Genomic DNA, 26,422 nt, shown 5'->3' with positions numbered 1-26,422 from the left:
TTCTGTAGTGCTTCGCTCACCAGGCGAGCCGTCCATGGCGACCGCACTGACTGTCCAAACTGTGGGAGCGGGCTTGTCGGACCGCCGCACCGCCGCGAAGCAGGCGACGCGGTGCCTGGCACCGGCTGCGCCGGTATTCGTGGCTGAAGCCGCTCCCACTGGGAAGGGACCGTGCCGACCTCAGGGCATACACCACACCTGTGGGAGCGGGTTTACCCGCGAAGCAGGCGACGCGGTGTTTGCGGACCGGGAGGGCTAGAACCGCACATCCATCGCCAGTTCGAAGGTCCTCGGTGCGCCCATGTAGTACTGGGTGTTGTAGGCCTGCTTGGCGTACACCTCGTCGGTCAGGTTGCGTACCCGGCCGGTCAGTGTGGTGTGTTCATCCAGGCGGTAGCGGGCGAAGGCGCCGAACAGGGTGTAGGCCGGGGCCTTGAGGCTGTTGGCGTTGTCCGCGTACACCGAGTCGACGTAGCGGGCATCGACCCCCGCCGACCAGTCCGGGGTGAAGCTGTAGGTCAGCCACAGGTTGCCGACGTTGGCCGGCACGTTGACCGGCGCATTGCCCTTGCGCGACACCGAGACCCCGCCGACCGCCTCGTTGAAGTCGTCGTAACGGGCGTGGACATAGGCGTAGTTGGCCTCGGCCAGCAGCTTCGGCGTCACCTGCAGGCGCCCCGACAGCTCGATGCCGCGAGAGGTCTGCTGGCCAGCCTGCACTGACTGGTTGGGGTTGTTGCTGTCGGTCACGGCGAAGTCCTTGCGCACGATTTGGTACACCGCCACCGTCGCCGCGCCGCGTCCGTCGAGAAAGTCGAACTTGCTGCCGGCCTCCCATTGCTCACCCTTGGACAGGTCGAACAGGCCAACGTTGGAATAGGTGGCGGCGGCCAGCGAACCTGCGGGCAGGTCGGCGGCAGTACTGTATTGCAGGTACAGGCTGGCGGCAGGGGTGAGAGCATAGGTCAAACCAATGCGTCCCGACAGCGGCTCCCAGCGGCGCTCGAAGAACGCCGGCGCGGTAGGCGAGACCTTGCCGTAGTTGGTCACTTCCATGTCCAGGTAGTCGTAGCGCAGGGCGGTGAGCAGGGCCAGGCGGTCGGTGAGCTCGAGGCGGTTCTCGGCGAACAGCGCACGGTTGCTGGTGACATGCCGGCGCTGCTTGGTCAGGCCCTGGTTGACCCCGGGGATGGCGTCGAAGCTGCCGGGGTCGAAATGGTCCGGGTCCACCGTGTCGGTCCAGCTGCTGGAGGTGGGGTACACCGACTGGCGCATGTGCGACCAGTCCAGACCTAGCGCCCACTGGCTGGGCAGGCCGAACAGGTGGTTGTCGTGGCGCAGTTCGATGCGATCGCCCAGCACGCTCTGCTGGTGGCTCTGCAGGTAGGGGCTGGAGCGCGCCACGTTGCCGTCGCCGTTGTAGCGATAGCGCTCGACGTTGCGGTAATCGCGCTGAGCCTGGTAGTGGTACAGGGTGTTGTGCAGGCTGGTGCTGTCGCTCAGCTGGTAGTCGAGCAGGGAGCGTATCCAGCGCACGCGCTGCTCGTAGCGGCCGTCGGCGACGTTGTAGTTCTCGAAGCGGCGATGCTTGTCGATCTTCATGGTGCTGCGCCCAGGCAGGATGGGCGAACCCCAGTAGGGGCTGTCTTCCTTGTCCTCCTGGTACTCGATGGCCAGGGTGTGGGTGAGGTCGGGGGTGAGGTCGCTGAGCAGCGAAAACGCCAGGGTGTCGGTCTTGCGCTGGTTGCGATCGATGTAGCCGTTGCCCTGGCTGCGGCTGAAGTCCAGGCGGGCGAAGTGGCGCGCGTCGGCGGGGTTGTCGGCCAAGGCCTGGTTGATGCCGAAGGCGAACTCGGCGTCATCGTAGCTGCCGTAGCGGATGCGCCCATCGATGGTCTGCTGGTCGCGACTGGCGAGCTTGCTGATGTAGTTGATCGAGCCACCGACGGCCCCGGCGCCATGCAGGAACGACGACGGGCCGCCGAGCAGTTCGACACGGTCGATGACCCAGGCATCGACCGGGCGGGTGGCGCTGCTGTAGCCCAGGTTGATGCCGTTGAACAGCTGGGTGACCTGGTTCTGGGTGAAGCCACGGTAGGTGACGAAACCGCCGTAGCCGGGGTTGGCCGAGGCGTTGACGCCAGTCATGGCGTTGATCACGTCCTGGGTGTCCTTGGCGTCGCGCGCCTCGATCACCCGGCGATCGGAGACGCTGACCGAGGCTGGGGTTTCCCGGGCCGTGAGGCCCAGGCGCGAACCGGTGCGGATCGGTTCGTCCAGTTGCACGCCGGTGGGCGCTTCGCGCTCGCCGTCGATGGTGGTGGCGCTGAGTTCCAGCGGGGCGTCCGCCGCCCAGGCACAGGTGCAGGTGGCGCCCATCAGGAGCACCAGGGAAGTGTTGCGGATCATGTTGTGTGGCTTCCACGCAAAGGTCTTGGCAAGGCCGACCCCCAGGGTGCGCGGGCGCACCGACGAGGATCAGGCGAAGAGGGCTGCTGCGGGGAACTGGCGAGGGGAGGCGCGGGGATTGATGGTGTGCCGCAGGTAGCGCGGCGGGGGCTGCGCCCAGCTGCGCACGACGATGGGGGACGGTGCCTGGCCCTGGGCCGTGGTGAAGGACCAGCCGTTGCTGCTCAGCGGCACGGCCATGGCGAAGGAGGAGCACACCGGGCAGTCGAGCTGGGCCATGTGCGCGTCGCCGCCGGCGCCTTCGAGGTCGATGGCCGCGCCGTGGGGGCTGTCCAGCGAGCAGTAGCCGCCCTCCAGGCCGGACAGGCGCAAGCCACCCATCTGGCCGTGGTGCAGGCCGCACAGCAATAGGCTGAACAGGACGCTGGCATACAGCGCCCAGGCGGTCAGCGAACGTGTCCGGCGGGTGATTTTCATGGCGGCGAATCTACCATCCGGATGGATGGGCCGGGAACTGGCGGGGTGTGGTGGATTGTCGCAGCTGCGCTCCGGCCTCAGGCCGCCCGCTCCAGCACATCCAGCAGTTCGACGAAGGCCTGGGCCAGGCGATGCCGCGGCGCCAGGTGCACCAACGGCACGGCCGCCTCATGGGACTCACGCATCTTGATCGAACTGTTCAGGTACACCGGCAGCACGGGCAGGCCCTCGCTACGCAGTTGCTCGACCAAGGTCTGGTGCAGCGCCGTGCGTCCGGCGAACTGATTGACCACCACGCCCTCGACCGTGAGCGCGGCATTGTGGTCCTGGCGCAGTGCCTCGACCTCGGCCATCACCGTGTGCAGCGCCTGGCGCGAAAAGCTGTCGCAATCGAAGGGGATCAGCAGCCGTTCGGCGGCGACCAGGGCGCTGAACGTGTAGAAGTCGAGCGCTGGCGGTGTATCGATGTAGATGCGCTCGTAGTCGGCCGACAGGGCCACCAGCAACTTGCGCAGCTTGTTGATCTTGAACTTGCTTTGCAGTTTGCCCTGCAGCTCGGCCAGGTCGGGGCTGGCGGTGACCAGGTGCAGGTTGGCGTAGCGGGTTGGGGTGATGGCCACCCGGTGTTGCTTGCCGGCCGCCGGGTTGGGCGCCAGGGTCTGGCGGAAGAAATCAGCGATGCCGGTCGGGATCGAGCCGCCGCTGAGGCCGGTCAGGTAGTAGGTCGCGTTGGCCTGCGGGTCGAGGTCCACCAGCAGGGTGCGGTAGCCTTCGGCTGCACTGGCGGCGGCCAGGTTGCAGGCAATGCTGGACTTGCCGACCCCGCCTTTTTGGTTGAACACGACACGACGCATGGCAGTCATCCTTGAGTGGAAAATGTCAGAGCGAGGTCAATCCTATGACCGTAACGTGACAGTTTTAAGACAAGGCTTGTTACATCGGCCCCAAGGGTTAGGATGACCATCCACAGACCAATGCCAGGAGGCAACCATGGGCATGCGCGGCAACGACCGGCAGATCGACAACATCGAGTTCAACGTGGCCGATATCGCCCGCAGCAAGGCGTTCTACGGCCAGGTGTTCGGCTGGCGCTTCACCGACTTCGGGCCGAGCTACACCGAGTTCAGCGATGGCCGCTTGACCGGTGGCTTCACCACCGGGGAGCCGGTACGCCCAGGTGGGCCGTTGGTGATTCTCTATGCCGAAGACCTGGCCGAGGCGCAGCGCCGCGTCGAGGCGGCGCAGGGGCGGATCAGCCGGGCGGTGTTCGCCTTTCCGGGTGGGCGACGCTTTCACTTCATCGACCCGGATGGCTATGAGCTGGCGGTGTGGTCGGCTGGGTGAGGATGGCCAGGGGGTTCAGTTAGTGGACTGGATGGCTGATGGAAGGCTTTCTTGTAGTCGCATGATTGAAATTTGAACTGTTCATCTTTAGCGCTTTTCTGGTAGGTGAGCACCTTGCCCCCCTCCAGAAATACTAGGCTGTCGACCGTCGGAGCCCAGTCATCGCTGCAGGGATGGCTGGTGTTGAAGTCTGCCCATACTGCAAAGGTTTTGATCAACATGGCCTTGTCGCGGGCAATGTTGCTGCCGATGGTAAAAAAGAACGCACCCAGCATGAGTGTGAGAATGCTGATGATGACGATCCTGACGGTCGGTATTTTGTCGTGGGCAGTGTCGCCGAGCAGTCGAAGGATCAGCCATAGCGCCTGGAAATTGCCCACGGCAATGATCAACAGCAGCCCGTACGCCATGATGTTGTCCTGGTACAACAGCTCGAAGGGCGCAAACAGTGCTGCGACCACCAGGTAGGTGATACCCAGATGATTGGCGTCGATGTGGAAAATCTCATTGATGGTCGCTGCTGCCCATTTCTGTGCGTAGATGGCGTAGCCAAACAGTGCCCAAGTGATCAGGATCCTGCCGAGCCAGCTGGATACCCTGCTGGAAATCCCGTAGCGATCATTCAGACGTGAGAGCCAGATGGCACCGAGGAGAAAGGGCAATAGGCCGGTATAGCCAATAGCGATCACGATCATGGAGTCGGGGTAAATACAGGCTATCAATACTAGAGCGATCCACAGGGCAAAAACCAAGGCATAGATCGTGTTCGTTAGCGGTCGGGACGGTGAAGCTTGTGTGTTGGTCGTTGCTGGCGTGGTCATCTGGGGCGCTCGGACAGGTCGGAATTTACATTGAATTGTCTTCGGCGCCGGTACTGAAAACTTGATTGCGACCGCTCTGTTTTGCCATGTAAAGGGCATCGTCCGCGCGCTTGAGTACGGCAGAGGGTGCTTCATGTTCGGTGGCGAGCCAATGGGCCACCCCGAGGGATATGGTCAACTGCCCAACGGGTGCGAAAAGCGTTTGCTCCACTGACAGGCGCAGGCGTTCGGCCACGTTGCTGGCGGCTGCCAGGCTGGCGCCGGGCAACAGCATCAGGAATTCCTCGCCGCCGGTGCGGCACAGCACATCGCCTTCACGGCAGGCGCCGCGCATCAGTTCGGCCAGGCGCCGCAGCACGGCGTCGCCCACATCGTGTCCGTAGGTATCGTTGACCCGCTTGAAGTGGTCCACATCCAGCACGATGGCGGCGAATGGCTGGGCCTGCGCCTGCCAGTGCGCCAAGGTGGTGGCCAGGCCGCGACGGTTGACCAGCCCGGTCAGCGGGTCGGTCTGGGCGTCGTGGTTGAGGCGGCCGATCCGTTCCTGCAGCAGGTTCAGGCCGAACAGCAGCGCACGCTTTAGCTCGGCGGCCTCGAAGTACCAGGCGCGCACCCGGTGCAGGCGTTCGGCGGTGCCGGCGCGGTCCAGGTTGCGCGCGGCCGCGGCCAGCTGCCACAGCGGGCGTACGATGACCAACGCCAGCCACCACAGCAGCAGGCTGCCGAGCAGGGCCAATGGCGCGGAAATACCGATCACGTTGAGAATCAGATGGTGCATCGGTGCGACGGTCGCCGTCAGCGGCTGTTGCGCCACCACGCTCCAGCCGGCGCTGGGCACATTGGCGAACCCGGCCAGCATTTCCACGCCCTGGCTGTTGACCACGCGGCGGGTGCCGCTGCCGAGGGTGGCCAGTTGGTCAACCAAGGTGTTGCCCGTGACCAGCGTGCCGACACGTTCGCCATCGGGGTGGTAGAGCAGGCGGTGGTTGCGGTCGATCACATAGAGGTACGAGCCGTCCTGGTAGAAGTGCTCGCCCAGCAGCCCCTTGAGGATATTGCGCTCGCGCAGGTACAGGCTGCCACCGACATAGCCCAGGTAGCGACCTTGGGCGTTGTAGATCGGTTGCGACAGCACCACCACCAGATTGTTGGCGGCCGACAGGTATGCCGTGGACACCAGCGTGCGTCGTTCGCGCAAGGCTTCCAAGGCGCCAGGGGAGGTGGAGGGCGTGCCGGTGAGGTGGCGTAGCGAGGCGGGTGAAATCGCCCGCAGGGTGCCCTTGGCGTCGATCATGAACGTGGAATTGAAGGCACTGCTTTGTCGCAGCACGCGTTCGGTCTCGGCCTGCAAGGCCGCGTCGTCGGTCAATTGGCGGCCTTGTACCTGGGCGCTGAAAGCAAGCTGTTGCAGGGCGTTGCCCAGGGACGTCTCGGTGATGGCCGCGAGCTTGGCGGCATACACGCGGTTGGCCTCCAGCGCGTGGTCGATCAGCAACTGGCGCTGCACCCGGTAGCTGGCGAAATAGCTGCTCAGCAGCATCACCACGGCGGTCAGGGCGCAGAGCACGAGGATGAGCGTGCGCAGGTCCAGGCGCAGTCCATGCTTGGCGTGTGGCAATCCAGGTCTCACGAGCGATGAAAGGGGATCAACCTTACTCGTTTACCGCACCGGGAACCATGGGCGACCAGCGCTTTTTCGCCAAGCAAGGCGCATCAGCCCAAGGTCCGCTCGATGCCGCCCTGGACCAGGCTTTCCATCAGGGCCAGCCCTTCGGCCTCGCTCAGTGCCCGCTCGCGTAGCATGCCTGGCAACTGGTTGAGCAAGGTCGCCAGCACATGCCCTGTGGCCGCCAGCGCCTCGCCGGTTAGGCGCGACTGTGGTGCGACCAGGCGCAGCAGGCCGGTCTGGTAGCGTTCGCGCAAGGCGCCCAGGCGCGTCTGTTGCGCGGCGCTCAGGCAGCAGAAGTCGCGTTCGGCCAGGCGAAACTGCAGGGGCCGCTCGGCATGCAGTTGCCAATGCGCGGCGATCAGGCAGGGCAGCACAGGGGTGCCCCGGGCCAGGGCGCGGCGGCCCTGGTCCAGGGTGGCCTGGAGTTCCTCGTAGAACTCCTCGATCAGGTCGTAGAGCAGGTCCTGCTTGCTGGGAAAGTGGTGGTACAGCGAGCCGGCGGTCAGGCCTACGTGCGCCGCCAGCTCGCGCATGCTGACCTGGCCGAAGCCTTTCTCGGCGAACAGGGCCATGGCCCGGTCACGCCGTTCCTCGAAGTTGGCGCAGCGCAGTGCCGCGTTGACCGGGGGCATGGCCTGCGCTCCTCAGTAGGTGAAGAAGCCGCGGCCGCTCTTGCGTCCGAGATAGCCGGCGGCAACCATCTCCTTGAGCAGCGGGGCGGGGCGGTACTTGCTGTCGTTGAAGCCCTCGTGGAAGGCCTCCATGATCGCCAGCAGGGTGTCCAGGCCCACCAGGTCGGCCAGGGCCAGCGGCCCGATCGGCTGGTTGCAGCCCAGGCGCATGCCGGTGTCGATGTCCTCGGCACTGGCCAGGCCTTCCTGGCGCACGAAGATCGCTTCGTTGATCATCGGCACCAGGATGCGGTTGACCACGAAGCCTGGGCGGTTGCCGGCGGTGATTGGCGTCTTGCCGAGCTTTTCGGTGACCAGCAGAGCCTGGGCGTAGGTGTTGTCGCTGGTCTGCAGGCCGCGGATGATCTCGACCAGGGCCATCATTGGCACCGGGTTGAAGAAGTGCACGCCGATGAAGCGCTGCGGGTTGTCGATGCTGGCGGCCAGCTGGGTCACAGACAGCGACGAGGTGTTGGTGGCGATCAGGCAGTCGGCGCTGACGTTGGCCGCCACCTGCTGGAGAATGCGTTGCTTGAGGGCCAGGTTCTCGGTGGCCGCCTCGATCACCAGTTGCGCGCCGGCCAGCTGCGCGTAATCGGTGCTGGTGCGGATGCGCGCCTTGGCCGCGTCGGCCTTGTCGGCCTCGACGGTGCCTTTGCTGACCTGGCGTTCGAGGTTCTTGCCCAGGGTGGCCAGGCCTCGCTCCAAGGCCGCCTCGGCCACGTCCACCAGCAAAACCTGGTAACCGGCCAGGGCGCAGACCTGGGCGATGCCGTTGCCCATGGTGCCGGCGCCGATCACGGCGATCTGTTCGATAGTCATCCTGCTGGCTCCTTAAACGCGTTCGAAGACGATGGCGATACCCTGGCCGCCGCCGATGCACATGGTGGTCAGGGCGTAGCGGCCCTGGATGCGCTGCAGTTCGTGAATGGCCTTGGTGGCGATGATCGCGCCGGTGGCGCCGACCGGGTGGCCGAGGGAGATGCCCGAGCCGTTGGGGTTGACCTTCTCCGGGTCGAAGCCCAGCGCACGGGCCACGGCGCAGGCCTGGGAGGCGAAGGCCTCGTTGGACTCGATCACATCCAGGTCGGACACCTTCAGGCCAGCTTTTTCCAGCACTTTCTGGGTCGCCGGAATCGGCCCCAGGCCCATCAGTGCTGGCTCAACGCCGGCATGGGCATAGGCCACCAGGCGTGCCAGTGGTTTAAGGCCCAGGCGCTGCACCGCATCGCCGGTGGCCAGCACCAGGGCGGCGGCGCCATCGTTGATGCTGCTGGCGTTGCCGGCGGTGACGGTGCCGTCTTTCTTGAACACCGCTTTCATGCCGGCGAGCTGCTCGGCGCTGGCCTCGGCGCGCACGTTCTCGTCCACGGCAAACTGCACGGTGCCTTTGCGGGTCTTGAGCTCGATGGGCACGATCTGGCTGTCGAAGCGCCCTTCGGCGATGGCCCGGGCAGCGCGATGCTGGCTGGTCAGGGCCACTTCATCCTGCATTTCACGGGTGATGCCGTGCGCTGCCGCGACGTTCTCGGCGGTGATGCCCATGTGGAAGTGTTCGAATGGGTCCTGAAGGATGCCAACCATGTAGTCGATGCCTTGCAGGTCGCCCATGCGCGCGCCCCAACGGGCTTGCGGCAGCAAGTAGGGGCCACGGCTCATGGATTCGGCGCCGGCGGCCAGGGCGATGTCGCTGTCGCCCAGCAGCAGGCCCTGGGCGGCTGAAACGATCGCCTGCAGGCCCGAGCCGCACAGGCGGTTGACGCTGAACGCCGGGGTTTCCTTGGGGATGCCGGCGTTCATCGCCGCGACCCGGCCCAGGTAGGCGTCACGCGGCTCGGTGGGGATCACGTTGCCCATCACCACATGGCCGATCTGTTCGGCGGGCACGCCTGAGCGTGCGATGGCTGCACGGCTCACCTGGGTGGCCAGGTCGGCCAGGGGCAGGTCCTTGAGCGAACCGCCGAAGCTGCCGATGGCCGAACGTACTGCGCTGACGACGTAGATTTCTGTGCTGCTCATAAGGGCTCCGTTTGCGAAGGCATGGCGAGGTGGGGCGAGGCTCTGCGACAATGCGCGGCACGTTCTTGCAACCCCGTCGGTGGATCGAGTCTAGGCAAAGGTCTGGAGGCGGCCTATGCCGGATCTGCTCAGCCAACCTGGCATTTTTTGCCACTCAGCCTAGACAGTGGACTTCCAGCCATGCGCGATAGCGATACGGTCGCGGTGTATTTTCTCAACGCCATGCTCCATGCCCTGCGCGAACGCCCTGCGGCGCGCGACGCGCATCTGCGCGCGGTAGGCATCGACCCGGCGCTGCTGGCCCAGCCCCAGGCACGGGTGCCGGCCAAGGCCTTCGCCCAGCTGTGGCTGGCGTTGATCGACGAATTGCACGACGAGTTCTTCCACCTCGACAGCCACGGCATGCCCCTGGGCAGCTTCGCCCTGATCTGCCGTGGCTTGATCCAGGAGCCGGATGTGGGCAAGGCCCTGCGCCAGTGCCTGGGCAGTTTCAGCCTGTTCCTGCGCGACCTGCGCGGTAGTGTCAGCGTGCGCGGTGCGCGGGCGGTGATTGCTGTGACCTCGACCATCGATGACCCGTTGACGCGGGTGTATGCCGAGGAGACCTACCTGGTGCTGGTGGTTGGCCTGCTCTGTTGGCTGGCTGGGCGGCGTATCGCCATCGACCGTACGGAACTGGCACTGCCGCGCCCGGCCCAGGAAGACGACGCCTTGCTCTGGGGGCCGGACCTGCGGTTGGGCAGCGGGCGTACCGAGGTGGAGTTCGACAGCGCCTGGCTGCGGCTGCCGGTGGTGCAGGATCTGGCGGCGTTGAAGACCTTTTTGCGCAGCGCGCCGCAAGGGCTGGTGATTCGTTTTCGCAACCAGAACGGCTTGGTGGCCGAGGTTTATCGGCATCTGCGGGCGCGGCACTACGGGCAGTGGCCGACGCTCAACGCCATGGCCGAACGTCAGCGGGTCAGTGCCAGCAGTTTTCGTCGCCAGCTGGAGCGGGAAGGGCGCTCGTACCAGCAGATCAAGGACGAGGTGCGTCGAGCCATGGCTTTCGAACTGTTGCGCGAGGGGCGGTTGAGTATTGCCGAGATTGCCGGGCAGACCGGTTTTCAGGAGCCGAGCGCGTTTCACCGGGCGTTCAAGAAGTGGACCGGGCAGAGTCCGGGGAGTTATCGGGCGCGGGTGGCGGGTGACCAGGTGCCTTAGTTACCACTGGCGCAGCTGTTGCTACTTGATCTCAGGACCGCATTCGCGGGTAAACCCGCTCCCACAGGGTTACAGACCGCTCTGTGGGAGCGGGTTTACCCGCGAAAGGGCCGGAACAGCCAGTAAATAACTAATGGTCAAAAACCAATTTCAACTTTTCCAAGTCCGGCCCGTAAATCGGCCAATGAGGAAAGGAATCCTTGTGCCCATCCCCCCAGGCTCGGCACACTGGCCGCCTTGCAAAGGAGCATGCCATGGCACCTGCAACAGCGGATTTCACCACACGCCTGCTGGTCGACGCCGGGATCGGCCCGGGCATGCGCGTGCTCGATGTCGGCTGTGGCAGGGGCGAGGTGACCCGCTTGCTGGCAACACTGGTCGGGCGCGACGGGGCCGTGGTAGGGATCGACCAGTCGGCCACCGCACTCGACATCGCCCGCCAACAGGACGCCGCCAAGGGCGCGGCAGCGCTGGAATTTCAGGTGTGTGACCTGAACGCCCCACCAACCGCCCTGGGGCTGTTCGACGCGGTGGTCGGGCGGCGGGTGCTGATGTACCAGGCGGACGCGGTCAAGGCTGTGCGGGCGCTGGCCCGGCAGTTACTGCCAGGGGGCGTGATGGTGTTCCAGGAGCATGACACCACCCTGGCCCCAGCCAGCCTCGAGCCGTTCCCATTGCACCGCAAGGCGACCCACTGGTTACAGCGCATGCTGGCGGCGGAGGGCGCGGACCTGCACTGTGGTTTTCACCTGCACGGCACCCTGAGCCAGGCCGGCCTGACCGTACACGACCTGCGCGCCGAATGCGTGATACAGACCCCTGACAATGACACGGGCCTGGCCGAGATCATCCGCGCCTGCCTGCCGCGCATCGTCGCCCTGGGCGTGGCCACGCCGCGACAGGTCGGCATCGAGACCCTGCCGGCCCGGCTTGAGGCCGAGCGCCGGCAAACCCAGGGCATATACATCGGTGACGTGGCGTTTGGCTGTTGGGCACGCAAGGGCTAGGCCTCGCTGGTTTCCTCCTCCATGGCTTCGGCCAGCAACTCCACTGGGCCATGGCCGGGCAGGGAGGCCACGATGTTGTCGATCTTGGTCTGGTCGAGAATCGGCGCCGAGCGCATGCGCTCCTTGGCCGCGGCATGGGTTACGTCGATTTCGTTGAAGCGCCTGTCGAGCTTGCGGTAGTGGGCGTAGCAGCCGATGTCCACGGCGAAGGCCTGGAAGGTGCCTTCGGCTGACTTGTGGGTCAGGGCGGTGGCGCAGCTGTGGATGATTCGGTAGTCGAGCAGGCGGTAGATCAAGGCCCGTAGCGCATCGTTCTGCTGCAGCAGCTTTTCCTCGATGACGAAAATGTTGTTCTTCTTGTCCAGGCAGAAACTCTTGATGATGTAGATGCCCTTGATCAGGTCGTCCTGCTCATCATCCTTGGAGTCCTGCTTGAGTTCCTCGATCTTGCGCTCGAAGTTGTTGCGCGAGAGGATCCGCACCTCGTCCTTGCCGATCTTGCCGCCTTCGTTCTGCACGGTATCGTTCAGCAGATGCAGGAACAGCGACAGCACATCGCGCGGCACGCCGCCGCCAGCCATCACCAGGCGCTCGAAGCCCTCGCCCTTGAACAGCCCCATGATCTGCTCCTCGCTGATGCCCGCCTGGGCACCGAACTGCAAGAGGATGGCGCGGTTCTGCTTGAGGGTGCGGGGGAAGTTGCTGAAGGTGTAGTCGATGTCGATGGGTTGATAGTCGTGGCGCTCCTGGGCGCCGATAGGCTGGCCCTCGCGGTCGACGTAGAGGGTGGAGGAGTGGCGCAGGGTGGCGATCTTGAAGTAGATCGGGATGTCCTTGCACAGCCGGTGCACGTAGTCGACGACGAACGCCTGGTCGGTGCGCTTGAGGTGATACAGGTCGTCGATCTGCAGCAAGATGCCCTTGACCGTGCTCGAGGCCACGAACAGCTCGCGCAGGTTGTCCTTGAGCCGCGGCAGCCAGAGGTCGAGTTCCTGCAGCTTCTGCCGGTGGATGCGGAACGAACGCTCGACTTCCTGGCTTTCCTTGGCCGTGCTCTTGGCGCTCAAGGTGATGTCGTCGATCTTGATGCCGGCGTCGAAACCAGCATGCTGCTCGCTGGCGCTGCGGCTCCTGACCTCTTCCTCGTGGGCATCGGCGTTGACGTGCAGGGTCTTGAGCTTGTCGAGGATGTCCTTGATGATCTGCTTGAGCTTTTTCTTCTTGCCGAACCAGCCCGAGATGTTCTTGTCGAGTTCGCGGAAGATCGACGCGAGGATCTCCACCAGCACATTGGGGAAGGAGTGACGTTTGAAGTCCTCGCAGTTGAGGTAGATGCTCTTGAGCTCGGGTTTGAGGCTGCGCGAGGAGTGGTGCAGCAGCAGGGTCTTGCCACAGCCGCGGCGGGCGAAGATGGCGTGGTTCTGCTTGGCGACCGCATCCTGCAGGGCGGTGCCGACGCTGATGTAGGCGACCGGGTCGTTGTCGCGCTGGACGCGGAGGTTTTCCGAGATGACTTCGCGGAGCTTTTCGAGTTGCGCGGGTTTGAGCATGGCACTGTCCTGTGACGGGAAATCCAAGCCCGTAGCAAAACACAACGACCAATCCGAAATTTCTTGTACCTACGTTAGGCTGTTTCCGAGGTATTGCTGCGCCGCGACGGTATACTCGCTGCCTGTTCCACTGATGTCCGAGTATTCTGATGGGTCTTTCCATGCCTGCCACATCCCTGCCGCGTCGCCTTGGCGCGCCTTCGTTCGCCCTGGCCCTGCTATTGGCTGGGGCCTGGTTCCTCAACCTGCAAGTCGGCTACAAGCAGGTGCTGCTGCTGAGCGTTGGCGCCGCGCTGGGCTTGACCCTTTATCACGCCGCCTTCGGCTTTACCTCGGCTTGGCGGGTATTTATCAACGAGCGTCGAGGCGCAGGGCTGCGGGCACAGATGGTCATGCTGGCACTGGCGGTGCTGCTGTTCTTCCCGGCGCTGGCGGCGGGCAATTTGTTCGGCCAACCGGTAACCGGGCTGGTCGCTCCGGCCGGGGTGTCGGTGGTGTTCGGTGCGTTCATCTTCGGCATTGGCATGCAGCTTGGCGGCGGCTGCGCCTCGGGCACGTTGTTCACCGTGGGTGGCGGTAATGCGCGGATGCTGGTGACCCTGCTGTTCTTCATCATTGGTTCGGTAACCGCCACCCACCATGCCGACTGGTGGTTCGCGCTGCCGTCGTTCCCGGCGACCTCGATCGTCCAGGCCTGGGGCGTGGGCCCAGCGCTGCTGGCCAGCCTGGCGCTGTTCGCGGTGATCGGGTGGGCCACGGTGGTGCTGGAGAAGCGTCGCCATGGCGTGCTGGAGGCCGCACCCGTCAGCGAGCACCAGGGGCTGCGCCGCGTGCTGCGGGGGCCGTGGCCGCTGTTGTGGGGCGCCATTGCCCTGGCACTGCTGAACTACGCCACGCTGGCCCTGGCCGGGCGGCCTTGGGGCATCACCTCGGCGTTCGCCTTGTGGGGGGCCAAGGCCCTGAACGGCCTGGGCGTTGAGGTGGGGAGTTGGGTGTTCTGGCAGGCGCCGGCCAATGCCAAGGCCCTGGCCGCGCCGCTGTGGCAGGACATCACCACGGTCATGGACATTGGCATCGTGCTGGGGGCACTGCTCGCCGCCGGCCTGGCCGGGCGTTTTGCGCCCAGCCTGAAGATTCCCCTGGCCTCGCTGCTGGCGGCGGTGATTGGCGGGCTGTTGCTCGGCTATGGCTCACGTCTGGCCTATGGCTGCAATATCGGCGCGTATTTCAGCGGTATCGCTTCGGGCAGCGTGCATGGTTGGTTGTGGCTGGTGGCGGCGTACGCTGGCAACCTGGTGGGTGTGCGCCTACGCCCGATGTTCTTTGCCGGGGAGCGACGGGCCGTGGCGTTGACCGGCTGCTAGGCGATGAATTCCGATTCGACCGGGGCGGGCGCCTCGGCATCCTGCAGGATGCTGACATAGACCGCGCCGCCACACAGGCCCGCCAGGCCGATGCTGGCCACGACGATATCGCCCAGGAACACGCCGGCGAGCAACAACAGCAGGCTGATGCGAAATACGGTGGTCATGGCGCTCTCCGATACGGTCGAGATGGACTCCTGCTCCACCATAACGTGCATGTTTCGACCGTACAGTCCCTTGGCACACTTCGCCGGTGCTTTGGCCGAACGAGCGTCACTTGACGATCCGGGCCATCCCTGATTTCATTGAAACCGTTTTCATAACCCCTGCGCATGCATCGATAACAAGACAAGAAGGGCATTGGGTGGACAAGGATCAAGCTCCCGTTCGCACGCGGGTCACCATCAGCGAAGTCGCCAAGGCGGCCGGCGTGTCGAAGGCCACCGTCTCGCGCTACATGGGTGAAGATCGTCAATTGCTGGCCGAGGCCACCGCCGCGCGTATCGCCGCAGTGGTCGAACGCCTCGGCTATCGCCCCAACCGCATGGCCAGCGCGCTGAAGCGCGGCCGCACCGGGTTGATCGGCATGCTCCTGGCGGATATCCGCAACCCCTATTCGGTGGCGGTGATGCACGGCGTCGAAACCGCCTGCCGCCAGCAGGGCTACAGCCTGGTGGTGTGCAACACCGATTGTGACGATGACCAGGAGCGCACCCACCTGCAGGCCCTGCAGGCCTACAACGTCGATGGCTTGATCGTGAACACCCTTGGTCATCGGGCCGGCGAGCTGGCCGGTTTGGCCCGTGAGCTGCCGATGGTGCTGGTCGACCGGCAACTGGCCGGGCTGGCGGTCGACCTGGTGGGCCTGGACAACGGCGATGCCGTCGAGCAGGCCCTCGATCACCTGCAACGGCAGGGCTACCGCGACATCCTGGCCGTGACCGAACCGCTCGATGGCACGAGTTCGCGGCAGGAACGGGTCGATGCCTTCCTGGCGGGTATTGCTCAGCGTCCTGGCATGCGTGGGCAGGTGCTGGAGACCGGCGCGCAGTTGGCCGAACAGTTGGCCGGTTTTCTCGCCGGGGCAGGGCACGGGCCACAGGCGCTGTTTACCTGCAACGGTGTTGCCACCCTGGAGGTGGTGCGCCAGCTGCATGCGCGCGGCGGGCAACTGTTCGACCAAGTCGGCCTGCTCGCGCTCGACGAACTGGACTGGTACCCCCTGGTAGGCAGCGGCATTACCGCCCTGGCGCAACCGACCGCCGAGATTGGCGCAGCCGCCGTGCAGTGTTTGCTGGAGCGCCTGCAGGGCAGCCATGCACAGGCCAGGCGCTTGGGCCTGCGTGCCCGACTGATCCCTCGAGGTTCCACCCGACCGCGTCCGTGACGGCGTCATCGACGCGGTTGCGCTCGCCCAAGAATGAAACCGGTTTCATCTTTACAAGAACAAGGATTACCACCATGCACAGCAACACTGTCTCCATCAGCCTGTCGAGTTTCGGTGCCGACACCGTGCGCCAGCTCGGCCAGGCGTCCTACCTGCCTTTGCTGGCGGCCACGGGTGTACGCCGAGTGGAATGGCGTGAAGAGTTGTTCAGCGAAACGCCCGATCTTCTGGCCTTGCGCAACCAGGCTGCCGAATATGGCCTGGAGAGTCTCTACTCCACGCCATTGGAGCTGTGGCGCGAGGATGGCCAGCTGGAGCCAGCCATCGTCGAGCGTTTGCAGTGGGCCGAAACACTGGGGGCCGTGGCCTTGAAGGTGTCGCTGGGCCATTACCGCGACGGCTGCGATTTGCACACCCTCGTGCCGTTGTTGCAGCACCGCGTGGCGCTGCTGGTGGAAAACGACCAGACACCCCAGGGTGGCCGGCTGGACACCTTGGTGCAGTTTTTCCGTGAAGCCCAGCGTCTGGGCGTTGCCCCTGGCATGACCTTCGATATCGGCAACTGGTACTGGCACGATGAATCGCCGCTGCTGGCGGCGCAATTGCTTGGCCCGTGGGTGCGCTATGTGCACTGCAAGGCCGTGGCCCGGCGTGACGATGGGCGTCTGGTGGCGGTGCGCCCCCAGGCCCAGGACCTGGCCCAGTGGCGCGAGCTGATGACGCACTTCGCCCCAGGCCTGCCGCGCGCCATCGAATACCCGCTGGTGGCCGAGGATCTGCTGGCGCTCACCGCGCAGCAGGTCGCCCAGCTGGCCGAACTCGAAGGGCAGGTGTGCCATGGCTGAGCATGACGTGCTGTGTTTTGGCGAAACCATGGCCATGTTCGTCGCCGGCCAGTGCGGCGACCTGGCCCAGGTCGAGGGCTTCGGCAAGCGCATCGCCGGTGCCGACAGCAACGTGGCCATCGGCCTGGCGCGCCTGGGCCTGCGGGTCAACTGGCTGAGCCGGGTCGGTGACGATTCGCTGGGCGCCTTCGTGCTCGCCACCTTGCGTAGCGAGGGGCTCGATTGCACCCAGGTCGAAGTCGACAGCGAGCACCCCACTGGATTCCAGCTCAAGGAGCGTTGCGACGATGGTCGCGACCCCAAGGTCGAGTACTTCCGTCGTGGCTCGGCGGCCAGCCGGTTGTCGCCTGCGCAACTGCACCCTCGCGCGCTGCAGGCGCGCCACCTGCATGCCACGGGCATCCCGCCGGCGCTCTCGGCCAGTTGTCGCGCGTTGTCCCATGCGTTGCTCGACGGCATGCGCGCGCAGGGTCGCAGCATTTCCTTCGACCCCAACCTGCGTCCTTCGCTGTGGCCTGACCGGCAGACCATGATCGATGAGATCAACGCCCTGGCGTTCAAGGCCGACTGGGTACTGCCGGGGCTGGAGGAGGGCCGCCTGCTCACCGGGTGCGACACGCCGCAGGCGATCGCCGACTTTTACCTGTCGCGTGGCGTGCAGTACGTGGCGATCAAACTGGGCGCCGAGGGTGCCTACTGGCGTGATGCCCAGGGTCGCCACGGCGTGGTGCCTGGCCATCCGGTGGAGCAGGTGGTGGATACCGTCGGCGCCGGCGACGCCTTCGCCGTCGGCGTGGTCAGCGCCTTGCTCGCCGGACTGCCATTGCGCCGCGCGGTGGACCGCGGCAACTGGTGCGGCAGCCGCGCGGTGCAGAGCCGCGGCGACATGGAAGGACTACCGCAGCGGCATGAGCTGGAACAGTACGAAAGCAACCTGATCAACCGAATCTGAACCCCCTTGAACCTGATGTGACAAAAACAACAAGACCAGGAGCACCTCCATGCAGACCGATCGCCTCGCCCCCAGACGCTGGTGGTACATCATGCCCATCGTCTTCATCACCTACAGCCTGGCCTACCTCGACCGGGCCAACTACGGTTTTGCCGCCGCCTCAGGCATGGCCGACGACCTGAAGATCACCCCGGCGCTGTCCTCGCTGCTCGGCGCGTTGTTCTTCCTCGGCTATTTCTTCTTCCAGGTACCCGGCGCGATCTATGCGCAAAAGCGCAGTGTCAAACAGTTGATCTTCGCCAGCCTGATCCTCTGGGGCGGCCTGGCGACGCTGACCGGGATCGTCCATGACGTCTACTGGCTGATCGCCATTCGCTTCCTCCTGGGCGTGGTCGAGGCGGCTGTGATGCCGGCCATGCTGATCTACCTGTGCCACTGGTTCACCCGCGCCGAGCGTTCGCGGGCCAATACCTTCCTGATCCTCGGCAACCCGGTGACCATCCTGTGGATGTCGGTGGTGTCCGGCTACCTGGTGCAGCAGTTCGACTGGCGTTGGATGTTCATCATCGAAGGCGCCCCGGCGATCATCTGGGCGTTCATCTGGTGGCGCCTGGTGGATGACCGGCCCGAGCAGGCCAAATGGCTCGATGCCCGGGAAAAGACCGCGCTGCGCGAGGCGCTGGACGCCGAGCAGCAGGGCATCAAACCGGTGAAAAACTATGCCGAGGCGTTCCGCTCGCCGACGGTGATCATCCTCTCGCTGCAGTACTTCTGCTGGAGCATCGGCGTGTACGGCTTCGTCCTGTGGTTGCCGTCGATCCTCAAGCAGGCCGCGGCGCTGGACATCGTCACCGCCGGTTGGCTGTCGGCGGTGCCCTACCTGGGCGCGGTGCTGGCCATGCTCGGAGTGTCCTGGGCTTCGGACCGGCTGCAAAAGCGCAAGCGCTTCGTTTGGCCGCCGCTGCTGATCGCCGCCCTGGCGTTTTACGGCTCTTATGCCTTGGGCACCGAGCACTTCTGGTGGTCGTATGCCTTGCTGGTGATCGCCGGCGCCTGCATGTACGCGCCTTACGGGCCGTTCTTCGCCATCGTCCCCGAGCTGCTGCCGGCCAACGTCGCCGGTGGCGCCATGGCGCTGATCAACAGCATGGGCGCGCTGGGCTCGTTCTCGGGCTCGTACCTGGTCGGTTATCTCAATGGCGCCACCGGTGGTCCCGGCGCCTCGTACCTGTTCATGTGCGTCGCGCTGCTGCTGGCCGTGGCCCTGACTGCCGTCCTCAATCCCTTGCAACAGACGCGCCGGCACAGCCTGGCGCCGAGCCGATAGGAAGCCTCTGATGAACAAACGCATCGTCGTCTACAAACGCCTGTCCGATGAGCTGATGGCGCGCCTGCGGGCGCAGGCCGAGGTGACCCTGGTGGAGTCGCCCAGCGCCGATGGCCTGGCCCGCCTGCGCGCGGCGCTGCCGGGCGCCCATGGCCTGCTCGGCGCCAGCCTGCGCCTGGACAGCGCGCTGCTCGACCTGGCGCCGCAGCTGGAGGTGGTGTCCAGTGTGTCGGTAGGCGTGGATAACTACGATATCGAGGCGCTGGACCAACGCGGCGTGCTGCTCACCAATACCCCCGACGTGCTCACCGAGACCACCGCCGACACCGGTTTCGCCCTGATCCTGGCTTGCGCCCGGCGGGTGGTGGAGCTCGATGGCTGGATTCGCGCCGGTCATTGGCGCGCCAGTATTGGCCCGGCGCAGTTTGGCTGCGATGTGCAGGGCAAGACCCTGGGCATCGTTGGCATGGGCCGCATCGGCGAGGCCCTGGCCCGTCGCGCGCATGCCGGCTTCGGCATGCGCGTGCTGTACCACACCCGGCGGCCACGGCCCGAGGTGGAGGCACGATTCGACGCCGGCTACCGCAGCCTCGACGCGCTGTTGGCCGAGTCGGATTTCGTCTGCCTGTGCCTGCCGTTGAGTGCCGAGACACAAAACCTGATCGGCGAGCGTGAGCTGGCCCTGATGAAGCCCTCGGCTATCCTGGTGAATATTTCGCGCGGGCGCGTGCTGGACGAAGCAGCGCTGCTGCGCACATTGGCTGAACGGCGTATCCGTGGCGCCGGTTTGGATGTGTTCGTGCAGGAACCGTTGCCGGCGGATTCGCCACTGCTGCAACTGGACAACCTGGTGGTCACCCCGCATATCGGCTCGGCGACGCTGGAAACCCGCGAGGCCATGGCTCGCTGCGCGGTGGACAACCTGCTGGCCGCGCTGGCCGGCGAGCGGCCAGCGAACCTGGTCAACCCGGGGGCGTGGGCGCGCCGAAGCCATTGAACCGGGTGAGCGTTGTGCTTGCCTGATAACAACAGCTCTTGTGTGGCATTCAAGATACTGGGGCCGCGGTGCGGCCCCGGAACCTCCCACCAAAAGAGCGACGATTCCCGTATGACCTGATCGATAGAGAGACATCCTCATGTCCAAGGACCAACCCGCCTCCGTGCAACCGGCGCGCCGGGAGTTCCTGCGCAAATCCCTGACCCTGATCCCGGTGGCGACCCTCGCCAGCTCGGGCATGGGTAGCGCAGTGCTTGCCGACACCGCTCCAGCCAAGCCCACCGAGCCGGCCAGCCCGACGCCGGCCCGGGCCTACCAGCCGACGTTTTTCACTGCCGAGGAATGGGCGTTCGTCAGCGCCGCCGTGGCCGTGCTGATTCCCACCGACGCCCTCGGTGCTGGTGCGGCCGAGGCCGGCGTGCCCGAATTCATCGACCGTCAGCTCAACACCCGCTATGGCAGCGGTGGGCTGTGGTACATGCAGGGGCCGTTCCGCCCCGATGCGCCCAGCGAACTGGGCTACCAGCTCAAGCTCAACCCCCAGGAAATCTACCGCCTGGGCATCGCCGAGACCGACGCCTGGTGCCAGGCGCAGTGGGGGCGAGGCTTCGCCCAGCTCGACGCGGCGCGCCAGCAGCAGACGCTCGAGGCCCTGGACAGCGGCCAGGCGGCGTTTACCGCGGTACCGGCGGCGACCTTCTTCAACATGCTTTGGCTCAACACCCGCGAAGGCTTCTTCAGTGACCCGCTGCACGGCGGCAACCAGGGCCTGGCCGGCTGGAAGCTGGTCGGTTTCCCCGGCGCCCGCGCCGATTTCATGGACTGGGTGGAGCGCGACGAGCGCTATCCGTTCCCGCCGGTCTCCATCAGCGGCGAGCGGGGGTAAACCATGAGCCAGATGAAAAAAGTCGATGTGGTCATCGTCGGGTTCGGCTGGGCCGGGGCGATCATGGCCAAAGAGCTCACCGAGGCTGGCCTGCAGGTGCTTGCCCTGGAGCGTGGTCCGGCCCGTGACACCTACCCGGACGGCGTCTATCCGCAGACTATGGACGAGTTGACCTACAACTCGCGCAAGAAGCTGTTCATGGACATCTCCCGCGAGACCGTCACCCTGCGCCACAGTGTCAACGATGTGGCCGTGCCCTATCGCCAGTTCGGCGCCTTCCTGCCCGGCACCGGTACCGGCGGCGCCGGCCTGCACTGGTCCGGCGTGCACTTTCGCGTCGATCCGGTGGAGCTGCGCCTGCGCAGCCACTACGAGGAGCGCTACGGCAAGGCGTTCATCCCCGAGGGCATGACCATCCAGGACTTCGGCGTCAGCTACGAAGAGCTGGAACCCTACTTCGATTTCGCCGAGAAGGTGTTCGGCACCTCCGGCACGGCCTGGTCGATCAACGGCCAAGTGGTGGGCCGCGACAAGGGCGGCAACCCGTTCGCCGCCGATCGCTCCAGCGACTTCCCGCTGGTGGCGCAGAAGAACACCGTGTCGGCGCAGTTGTTCGAAAAGGCCGCGCGCGAGGTCGGCTACCACCCCTACAACCTGCCGTCGGCCAATACCTCCGGGCCCTACACCAACCCCTATGGCGCGCAGATGGGGCCGTGCAACTTCTGCGGCTACTGCAGCGGCTATGCCTGCTACATGTATTCCAAGGCTTCGCCCAACGTGAACATCCTCCCGGCCCTGCGCCAGGTGCCGAACTTCGAGTTGCGCAACAACGCCCATGTGCTGCGGGTCAACCTCAGCGCCGACAAGCGCCTGGCCACCGGCGTGACCTACGTCGATAGCCAGGGGCGCGAGATCGAGCAGCCGGCCGACCTGGTGATCCTCGGCGCGTTCCAGTACAACAACGTGCGCCTGATGTTGCTCTCCGGCATCGGCAAACCCTACGACCCAATCAGCAACGAAGGGGTGGTGGGGCGCAACTTCGCCTACCAGAACATCTCCACGGTCAGTGCGTTCTTCGACCGTGACAGCCATCACACCAATCCGTTCATCGGTGCTGGCGGCAACGGCGTGGCGGTGGACGACTTCAACGCCGACAACTTCGACCACGGCCCCCATGGCTTCGTCGGCGGTTCGCCGTTCTGGGTCAACCAGGCCGGCGCCAAACCGATCTCCGGGGTCAAGACGCCACCGGGCACGCCGAAGTGGGGCAGCGCCTGGAAGGCCGCGGTGGCCGACAGCTACCGGCACATGCTGTCGATGGACGCGCACGGCGCGCACCAGTCGTACCGCGACAACTACCTGGACCTGGACCCGGTGTACAAGGACGCCTACGGCCAGCCACTGCTGCGCATGACCTTCGACTGGAAGGACAACGACGTGAAGATGAACCGCTTCATGGTCGAGCGCATGAGCAAGATCGCCGAGGCCATGGGGCCCAAGGCAATCAGCGCGGGGCAAAAGGCCTTCGGCCAGCATTTCGATGCCTCCACCTACCAGACCACCCACCTCAACGGCGGCGCGATCATGGGCACCGACCCCAAGACCAGCGCGCTCAACCGCTACCTGCAGTGCTGGGACGTGCACAACGTGTTCGTCCCCGGCGCCTCGGCCTTCCCCCAGGGCCTGGGCTACAACCCCACCGGGCTGGTGGCGGCGCTGACCTATTGGTCGGCGCGGGCGATCCGCGAGCACTACCTGAAGAACCCCGGCCCACTGGTGCAGGCATGAGGAGGTCGGTCATGAAGCTCAAGACACTGTTCATCGCCATGCTCGGCCTGGGTGCCAGCAGCCTGCTGCACGCCGCTGAAAACGTCGATCCGGCGTTGCTCAAGCAGGGCGAATACCTGGCCCGTGCGGGCGACTGCGTGGCCTGCCATACCGCCAAGGGCGGCAAGCCATTCGCGGGTGGATTGCCGATGGAAACGCCCATCGGCACCCTGTATTCGACCAATATCACCCCCGATGCCACGGGTATCGGCAACTACCGTTACGAGGATTTCGAGCGAGCCGTGCGCCAGGGTATCGGCAAGGACGGCAGCACGCTCTATCCCGCGATGCCGTACCCGTCCTACGCACGGGTCAGCGACCAGGACATGCAGGCGTTGTATGCCTATTTCATGCATGGCGTGCAGCCGGTGGCGCAAGCCAACAAGGACAGCGACATCCCCTGGCCGTTGAGCATGCGTTGGCCGCTGGCGTTCTGGCGTGGGTTGTTCGCCCCTGAGGTGAAAGCGTTCGACGCTGCCGGGCGTGACCCGGTGGTGGCGCGTGGCGCCTACCTGGTCGAAGGCCTGGGGCACTGCGGTGCCTGCCACACGCCGCGGGCGATCACCATGCAGGAGAAAGCCCTGGAGGCTGGCGATGGTGAGGCATTCCTGGCCGGCAGCGCACCGCTGGAAGGCTGGATCGCCAAGAGCCTGCGCGGCGACCACAAGGATGGCCTGGGCAGCTGGAATGAAGCGCAGATCGTTACCTTCCTCAAGACCGGGCGCAATGAACGCACGGCGGTGTTCGGCGGCATGAGCGATGTGGTCGAGCACAGCATGCAGTACATGAGCGATGCCGACCTGACGGCCATTGCCCGCTACCTGAAGACGCTACCGGCGGTCAATCCAGGCGACCAGCCGTTCCAGGCCGACCCGGCGGTGGCAAAGGCACTCTGGCAGGGCGATGACGGCAAGACCGGCGCGGCGTTGTACGTGGACAACTGCGGGGCATGCCACCGCACCGATGGTCAAGGCTATGCGCGGGTGTTCCCGGCGTTGGCCGGCAACCCGGTGGTGCAGGGGCAGGACCCTACTTCGCTGATCCATATCGTGCTGGAAGGGGCGACCTTGCCGGCCACGGCGACGGCGCCTTCGACCTTCAGCATGCCGGGCTTCGGCTGGCGCCTGTCGGACCAGCAGGTGGCCGATGTGGTGAACTTCATCCGCAGCAGTTGGGGCAACCAGGCGCCGGCGGTGGATGCCGGGCAGGTGAAGGCGCTGCGCAAGGTGGCGCCGGTGGCGTTGAAGGCTGAGTCGCTGATTGGCGATACCACGGGTATCGCCGAGCCTTGATCGATGGCGAGGGGCGCGTGTTGCGCCCCTTTTCGTCACCAGTGGCAGATTGAACAACTCGGCAAGACCACGGCTCGCACGATCAGCGGCCTCAATTCACTGTGATAAATATTTGTTTTTATTTATCTATCTCTTGGCTACGGCATGCTGCGCGCACTGCTCGTAATACGTCTGCCTGATCGCCGCCGGCTTGAGCCGGGAGCGGCTGTTGTAGGTCTGCTCGGTAATCCCGAACGCGGTCATGCGCATCCACGGCTTGGCGAACTTGCGTACCTGCAACTTCTTGCGCGTGGCGTACAGGGTCACCCCGGAAAGTTTGGCCTGCTGCGCCTCGGCGGCGATCTGCGCGCCCCAGCCGCACACCTGGCGTTCATTCTGGCTCAGGGCCCGGGCCTGGGCGCCGAAGGCGGCGGTGGCCAGCAGGCAGCCGGTCACGGTGGCAAGAAGTACCCGCATATTGCTGTCCTAAGCATCTGAAGAGAAACGAAGTTTGCCTTTGCTTCAGTGGCCTGGGGGCCAGCACTTTGCTGTCAGTTTGTGGCCCTCTAGACGATCTTCAGCCTCCCGTGGCCAGCATCACCAGCAACACCCCGGCCAACAAGGCCAGGTAGGCCCTGGCGTGGGCCGTATCGGAGATGCGCCCAAGCAGCGGCGCGGCCAGGTGCATGCCAAGCCAGGCGCCGAGGGCCATCACCAGCGCGGCACGCCAGTCGACCAAGCCCAGCACGCCAGCGCCGAGGTCGAGGCTGGACGCCGGGAACAGGGCATACACCAGCGTGGCTGCCAGGGCCATGGGCAGCGACAGTGGATTGGCCATGGCCGTGGCGGTGCGCATGCTGGCGCCGCGGCGACGCAGCAGTGGCACGGTCATCACGCTGCCGCCCACGCCCAGCAGGGCGGCGAGCGCGCCGATGGGCACGCCGGCCAGGGTCGCGCCGACGCGACTCAGCCCATTCAGCGGTTGGCCACTGGCACGAACGAAACCAGGGCGCAGCCAGGCGTCGAGCAGGCTCAGCAGCAGGTAGGCGATGAACAGCCAGCGTAACCAGGCGCTGGTCACGTACAAGGCCGCGCAGGCGCCGAGCAGGGCGCCCAGGGCGATGGCCGGGGCCAGTGGGCGCACCAGGTCCCAGTGCAGGCTGCCGGCGTGGTGATGGCGCCAGGTGGCCAAGGCGCTGCTGAAGATCATCACTGCGGCCGAGGTGGCCACGGCAATCTGCATGGCGTGTTCGGCCACCGTGGAGCCAGCACCGTGGCTGGCCAGCAGCAGCGCATAGAGCAGGGGCACCGCGAAGAAGCCACCGCCAAAGCCGAACAGCAGGGTGGTGATACCGGCGCACAGACCGAACAGGCCGAGCAGGGGATAGAACATGGCGAGGGCCTTTCACAGGTGAGGGCTTGCCAGCGTAGGGCGGACAGGGCTGGCCAGCTTTCGTCAACTGGCCAATAATCATCGTTTTTCAGCCATGGTCCATTGCGATGCGCAATACCCCGCTGTCCCAGGTCGATGCCACCCCGCGCCCGGTGCTGGCGATCGCCACCGACTACCCGCCCGATACGCTGTTGCCCCGGCATGTCCATCGCCGCGCGCAGTTCCTGTACGCGATGAGCGGGTTGATGGAGGTGCAGACCGACGACGGCGCCTGGGTCATCCCACCCTACAGCGGGGTCTGGATTCCGCCCGGCAAGCCACACCAGGTGCGCATGCGTGGGGTGAGCACGCGCAGCTTGTACATCGAGCCGGAGGCAGTGCCGCGCACGGGCGATGCCTGCGAGGCATTGCAGGTCGGGCCGTTGCTGCACCAGTTGCTGTTGGCCAGTGCCGAGGTGCCGGCGCTGTACGCGCCCGCGGGGCGCGATGGCCTGCTGCTCGGCTTGATCCTGCACGAATTGGGCAGCGCCCGGCGCCTGCCGCTATTTGCGCCGATGCCGGCTGAGCCCGCGCTGGCGCGGCTGTGCCAGGCGTTGCTGGTCAAGCCTGCGATCACTGTCCGCGCCGAGGAGTGGGCGCGGTCGATGAACATGAGCCCGCGTACCTTCAGCCGGCGTTTTCGTGAGCAGACCGGGCTTTCGTTCGGCCAATGGCGGCAGCAGGCTTGCCTGATGGCTGCGGTCACCCGTTTGGCGGCGGGCGAGGCGGTGACTGCGATAGCCCTGGATCTTGGCTACGACAGCTCCAGCGCGTTTGCCAGTGCGTACCGGCGAGTCATGGGGCAGCCGCCGTCCGCGGCACGTCGAGGTACGTGAGCATCTGTTCGGGCGTCGTGATGCCAGGTGCGCAGGCCGAAAAAAGGATCGCGGAGACAGGCACATGCCCGCCGCCCGCTTGTCACGGGAAGTGTTCTGGGACCAGCAGAGGGTGACCGTGGCAAGCGGGG

At 65.5% G+C, this 26,422-nt stretch carries 25 protein-coding genes; 13 read left to right on the top strand and 12 right to left on the bottom strand.

From position 1 onward, the window contains the following. Window positions 1-255: 255 nt before the first annotated feature. From HU772_RS14570 to HU772_RS14560, 3 genes are all read right to left on the bottom strand, one after another. The gene (locus HU772_RS14570; protein WP_186654215.1) at window positions 256-2,409 is read right to left on the bottom strand and encodes a TonB-dependent receptor; all 2,154 of its coding nucleotides are present in this window, start codon (window positions 2,407-2,409) and stop codon (window positions 256-258) included. Window positions 2,410-2,478: 69 nt separating this feature from the next. Continuing rightward, complete coding sequence (locus HU772_RS14565; RefSeq protein WP_186654217.1) at window positions 2,479-2,886, bottom strand: DUF2946 family protein; 408 nt, start codon at window positions 2,884-2,886, stop codon at window positions 2,479-2,481. A gap of 77 nt (window positions 2,887-2,963) precedes the next feature. Continuing rightward, entirely contained in the window at window positions 2,964-3,740 is a 777-nt protein-coding gene (locus HU772_RS14560) for a ParA family protein (RefSeq protein WP_186654220.1), read from the bottom strand. 136 nt (window positions 3,741-3,876) lie between these two features. Here HU772_RS14560 and HU772_RS14555 point away from each other — a divergent pair, with 136 nt between their 5' ends. Beyond that, window positions 3,877-4,230 (top strand): VOC family protein, encoded by a 354-nt coding sequence (locus tag HU772_RS14555; RefSeq protein ID WP_186654224.1) that lies wholly within the window; start codon window positions 3,877-3,879, stop codon window positions 4,228-4,230. Here HU772_RS14555 and HU772_RS14550 read toward each other — a convergent pair. The 5 genes from HU772_RS14550 to HU772_RS14530 form a co-directional block, all read right to left on the bottom strand. Beyond that, complete coding sequence (locus tag HU772_RS14550) at window positions 4,200-5,051, bottom strand: hypothetical protein (protein WP_186654227.1); 852 nt, start codon at window positions 5,049-5,051, stop codon at window positions 4,200-4,202. The genes HU772_RS14555 and HU772_RS14550 overlap by 31 nt on opposite strands. A 25-nt stretch (window positions 5,052-5,076) precedes the next feature. Then, window positions 5,077-6,669 (bottom strand): sensor domain-containing diguanylate cyclase, encoded by a 1,593-nt coding sequence (locus tag HU772_RS14545; protein WP_186654229.1) that lies wholly within the window; start codon window positions 6,667-6,669, stop codon window positions 5,077-5,079. A 95-nt stretch (window positions 6,670-6,764) separates the two neighbouring features. Next, window positions 6,765-7,352 (bottom strand): TetR/AcrR family transcriptional regulator, encoded by a 588-nt coding sequence (locus tag HU772_RS14540; protein ID WP_186654232.1) that lies wholly within the window; start codon window positions 7,350-7,352, stop codon window positions 6,765-6,767. Between the two features lie 12 nt (window positions 7,353-7,364). Next, on the bottom strand, window positions 7,365-8,213 hold the full coding sequence (locus HU772_RS14535) for a 3-hydroxybutyryl-CoA dehydrogenase (protein ID WP_186654235.1): 849 nt from the start codon (window positions 8,211-8,213) through the stop codon (window positions 7,365-7,367). 12 nt (window positions 8,214-8,225) lie between these two features. Continuing rightward, on the bottom strand, window positions 8,226-9,410 hold the full coding sequence (locus HU772_RS14530) for an acetyl-CoA C-acyltransferase family protein (RefSeq protein ID WP_186654239.1): 1,185 nt from the start codon (window positions 9,408-9,410) through the stop codon (window positions 8,226-8,228). 180 nt (window positions 9,411-9,590) lie between these two features. On the opposite strand from HU772_RS14530, the gene HU772_RS14525 reads away from it, so the two are divergent. After that, a complete protein-coding gene (locus tag HU772_RS14525) occupies window positions 9,591-10,610 on the top strand; it encodes an AraC family transcriptional regulator (protein ID WP_186654242.1) in 1,020 nt (339 codons plus the stop codon). A gap of 254 nt (window positions 10,611-10,864) precedes the next feature. Then, on the top strand, window positions 10,865-11,617 hold the full coding sequence (locus HU772_RS14520; protein ID WP_186654244.1) for a class I SAM-dependent methyltransferase: 753 nt from the start codon (window positions 10,865-10,867) through the stop codon (window positions 11,615-11,617). Here the strand turns inward: HU772_RS14520 and HU772_RS14515 are convergent. After that, entirely contained in the window at window positions 11,614-13,167 is a 1,554-nt protein-coding gene (locus tag HU772_RS14515) for a P-loop NTPase family protein (protein WP_186654258.1), read from the bottom strand. The genes HU772_RS14520 and HU772_RS14515 overlap by 4 nt on opposite strands. Window positions 13,168-13,316: 149 nt before the next feature. Here HU772_RS14515 and HU772_RS14510 point away from each other — a divergent pair, with 149 nt between their 5' ends. Then, window positions 13,317-14,531, top strand: coding sequence for a YeeE/YedE family protein (locus tag HU772_RS14510; protein WP_186654273.1), 1,215 nt, complete (start codon window positions 13,317-13,319; stop codon window positions 14,529-14,531). Here the strand turns inward: HU772_RS14510 and HU772_RS14505 are convergent. After that, window positions 14,528-14,698: a hypothetical protein gene (locus HU772_RS14505; RefSeq protein WP_186654275.1), complete on the bottom strand. Its 171-nt coding sequence runs from the start codon at window positions 14,696-14,698 to the stop codon at window positions 14,528-14,530. The genes HU772_RS14510 and HU772_RS14505 overlap by 4 nt on opposite strands. A 197-nt stretch (window positions 14,699-14,895) precedes the next feature. Between HU772_RS14505 and HU772_RS14500 the strand changes: the two genes are divergently transcribed. The 8 genes from HU772_RS14500 to HU772_RS14465 all read left to right on the top strand — a co-directional run bounded on the left by HU772_RS14500 (window position 14,896) and on the right by HU772_RS14465 (window position 24,044). Further along, entirely contained in the window at window positions 14,896-15,918 is a 1,023-nt protein-coding gene (locus HU772_RS14500; RefSeq protein ID WP_186654277.1) for a LacI family DNA-binding transcriptional regulator, read from the top strand. A gap of 74 nt (window positions 15,919-15,992) precedes the next feature. Further along, window positions 15,993-16,763, top strand: coding sequence for a sugar phosphate isomerase/epimerase family protein (locus HU772_RS14495; RefSeq protein WP_186654279.1), 771 nt, complete (start codon window positions 15,993-15,995; stop codon window positions 16,761-16,763). Then, window positions 16,756-17,715: a sugar kinase gene (locus HU772_RS14490; protein WP_186654281.1), complete on the top strand. Its 960-nt coding sequence runs from the start codon at window positions 16,756-16,758 to the stop codon at window positions 17,713-17,715. The genes HU772_RS14495 and HU772_RS14490 overlap by 8 nt, the downstream gene beginning before the upstream one ends. A 49-nt stretch (window positions 17,716-17,764) precedes the next feature. Further along, window positions 17,765-19,042, top strand: coding sequence for an MFS transporter (locus HU772_RS14485; RefSeq protein WP_186654283.1), 1,278 nt, complete (start codon window positions 17,765-17,767; stop codon window positions 19,040-19,042). Between the two features lie 10 nt (window positions 19,043-19,052). After that, a complete protein-coding gene (locus tag HU772_RS14480) occupies window positions 19,053-20,039 on the top strand; it encodes a 2-hydroxyacid dehydrogenase (protein ID WP_186654286.1) in 987 nt (328 codons plus the stop codon). Between the two features lie 139 nt (window positions 20,040-20,178). Beyond that, window positions 20,179-20,925, top strand: coding sequence for a gluconate 2-dehydrogenase subunit 3 family protein (locus HU772_RS14475; RefSeq protein ID WP_186654289.1), 747 nt, complete (start codon window positions 20,179-20,181; stop codon window positions 20,923-20,925). Window positions 20,926-20,937: 12 nt separating this feature from the next. Further along, a complete protein-coding gene (locus tag HU772_RS14470; RefSeq protein ID WP_437182441.1) occupies window positions 20,938-22,713 on the top strand; it encodes a GMC family oxidoreductase in 1,776 nt (591 codons plus the stop codon). A gap of 11 nt (window positions 22,714-22,724) precedes the next feature. Next, window positions 22,725-24,044 (top strand): cytochrome c, encoded by a 1,320-nt coding sequence (locus HU772_RS14465; protein ID WP_186654301.1) that lies wholly within the window; start codon window positions 22,725-22,727, stop codon window positions 24,042-24,044. 126 nt (window positions 24,045-24,170) lie between these two features. Here the strand turns inward: HU772_RS14465 and HU772_RS14460 are convergent, their stop codons facing one another. Next, the gene (locus tag HU772_RS14460; protein ID WP_186654304.1) at window positions 24,171-24,500 is read right to left on the bottom strand and encodes a hypothetical protein; all 330 of its coding nucleotides are present in this window, start codon (window positions 24,498-24,500) and stop codon (window positions 24,171-24,173) included. Between the two features lie 100 nt (window positions 24,501-24,600). Continuing rightward, entirely contained in the window at window positions 24,601-25,416 is an 816-nt protein-coding gene (locus HU772_RS14455) for a sulfite exporter TauE/SafE family protein (RefSeq protein ID WP_186654306.1), read from the bottom strand. 107 nt (window positions 25,417-25,523) lie between these two features. Here HU772_RS14455 and HU772_RS14450 point away from each other — a divergent pair, with 107 nt between their 5' ends. After that, window positions 25,524-26,291, top strand: coding sequence for an AraC family transcriptional regulator (locus tag HU772_RS14450; protein ID WP_186654309.1), 768 nt, complete (start codon window positions 25,524-25,526; stop codon window positions 26,289-26,291). The last annotated feature ends 131 nt before the right edge of the window (window positions 26,292-26,422 follow it).

The organism is Pseudomonas xantholysinigenes (assembly GCF_014268885.2).
GTDB classification, from domain to species: domain Bacteria; phylum Pseudomonadota; class Gammaproteobacteria; order Pseudomonadales; family Pseudomonadaceae; genus Aquipseudomonas; species Aquipseudomonas xantholysinigenes.
This window is presented reverse-complemented; position numbering and strand designations above follow the sequence as displayed.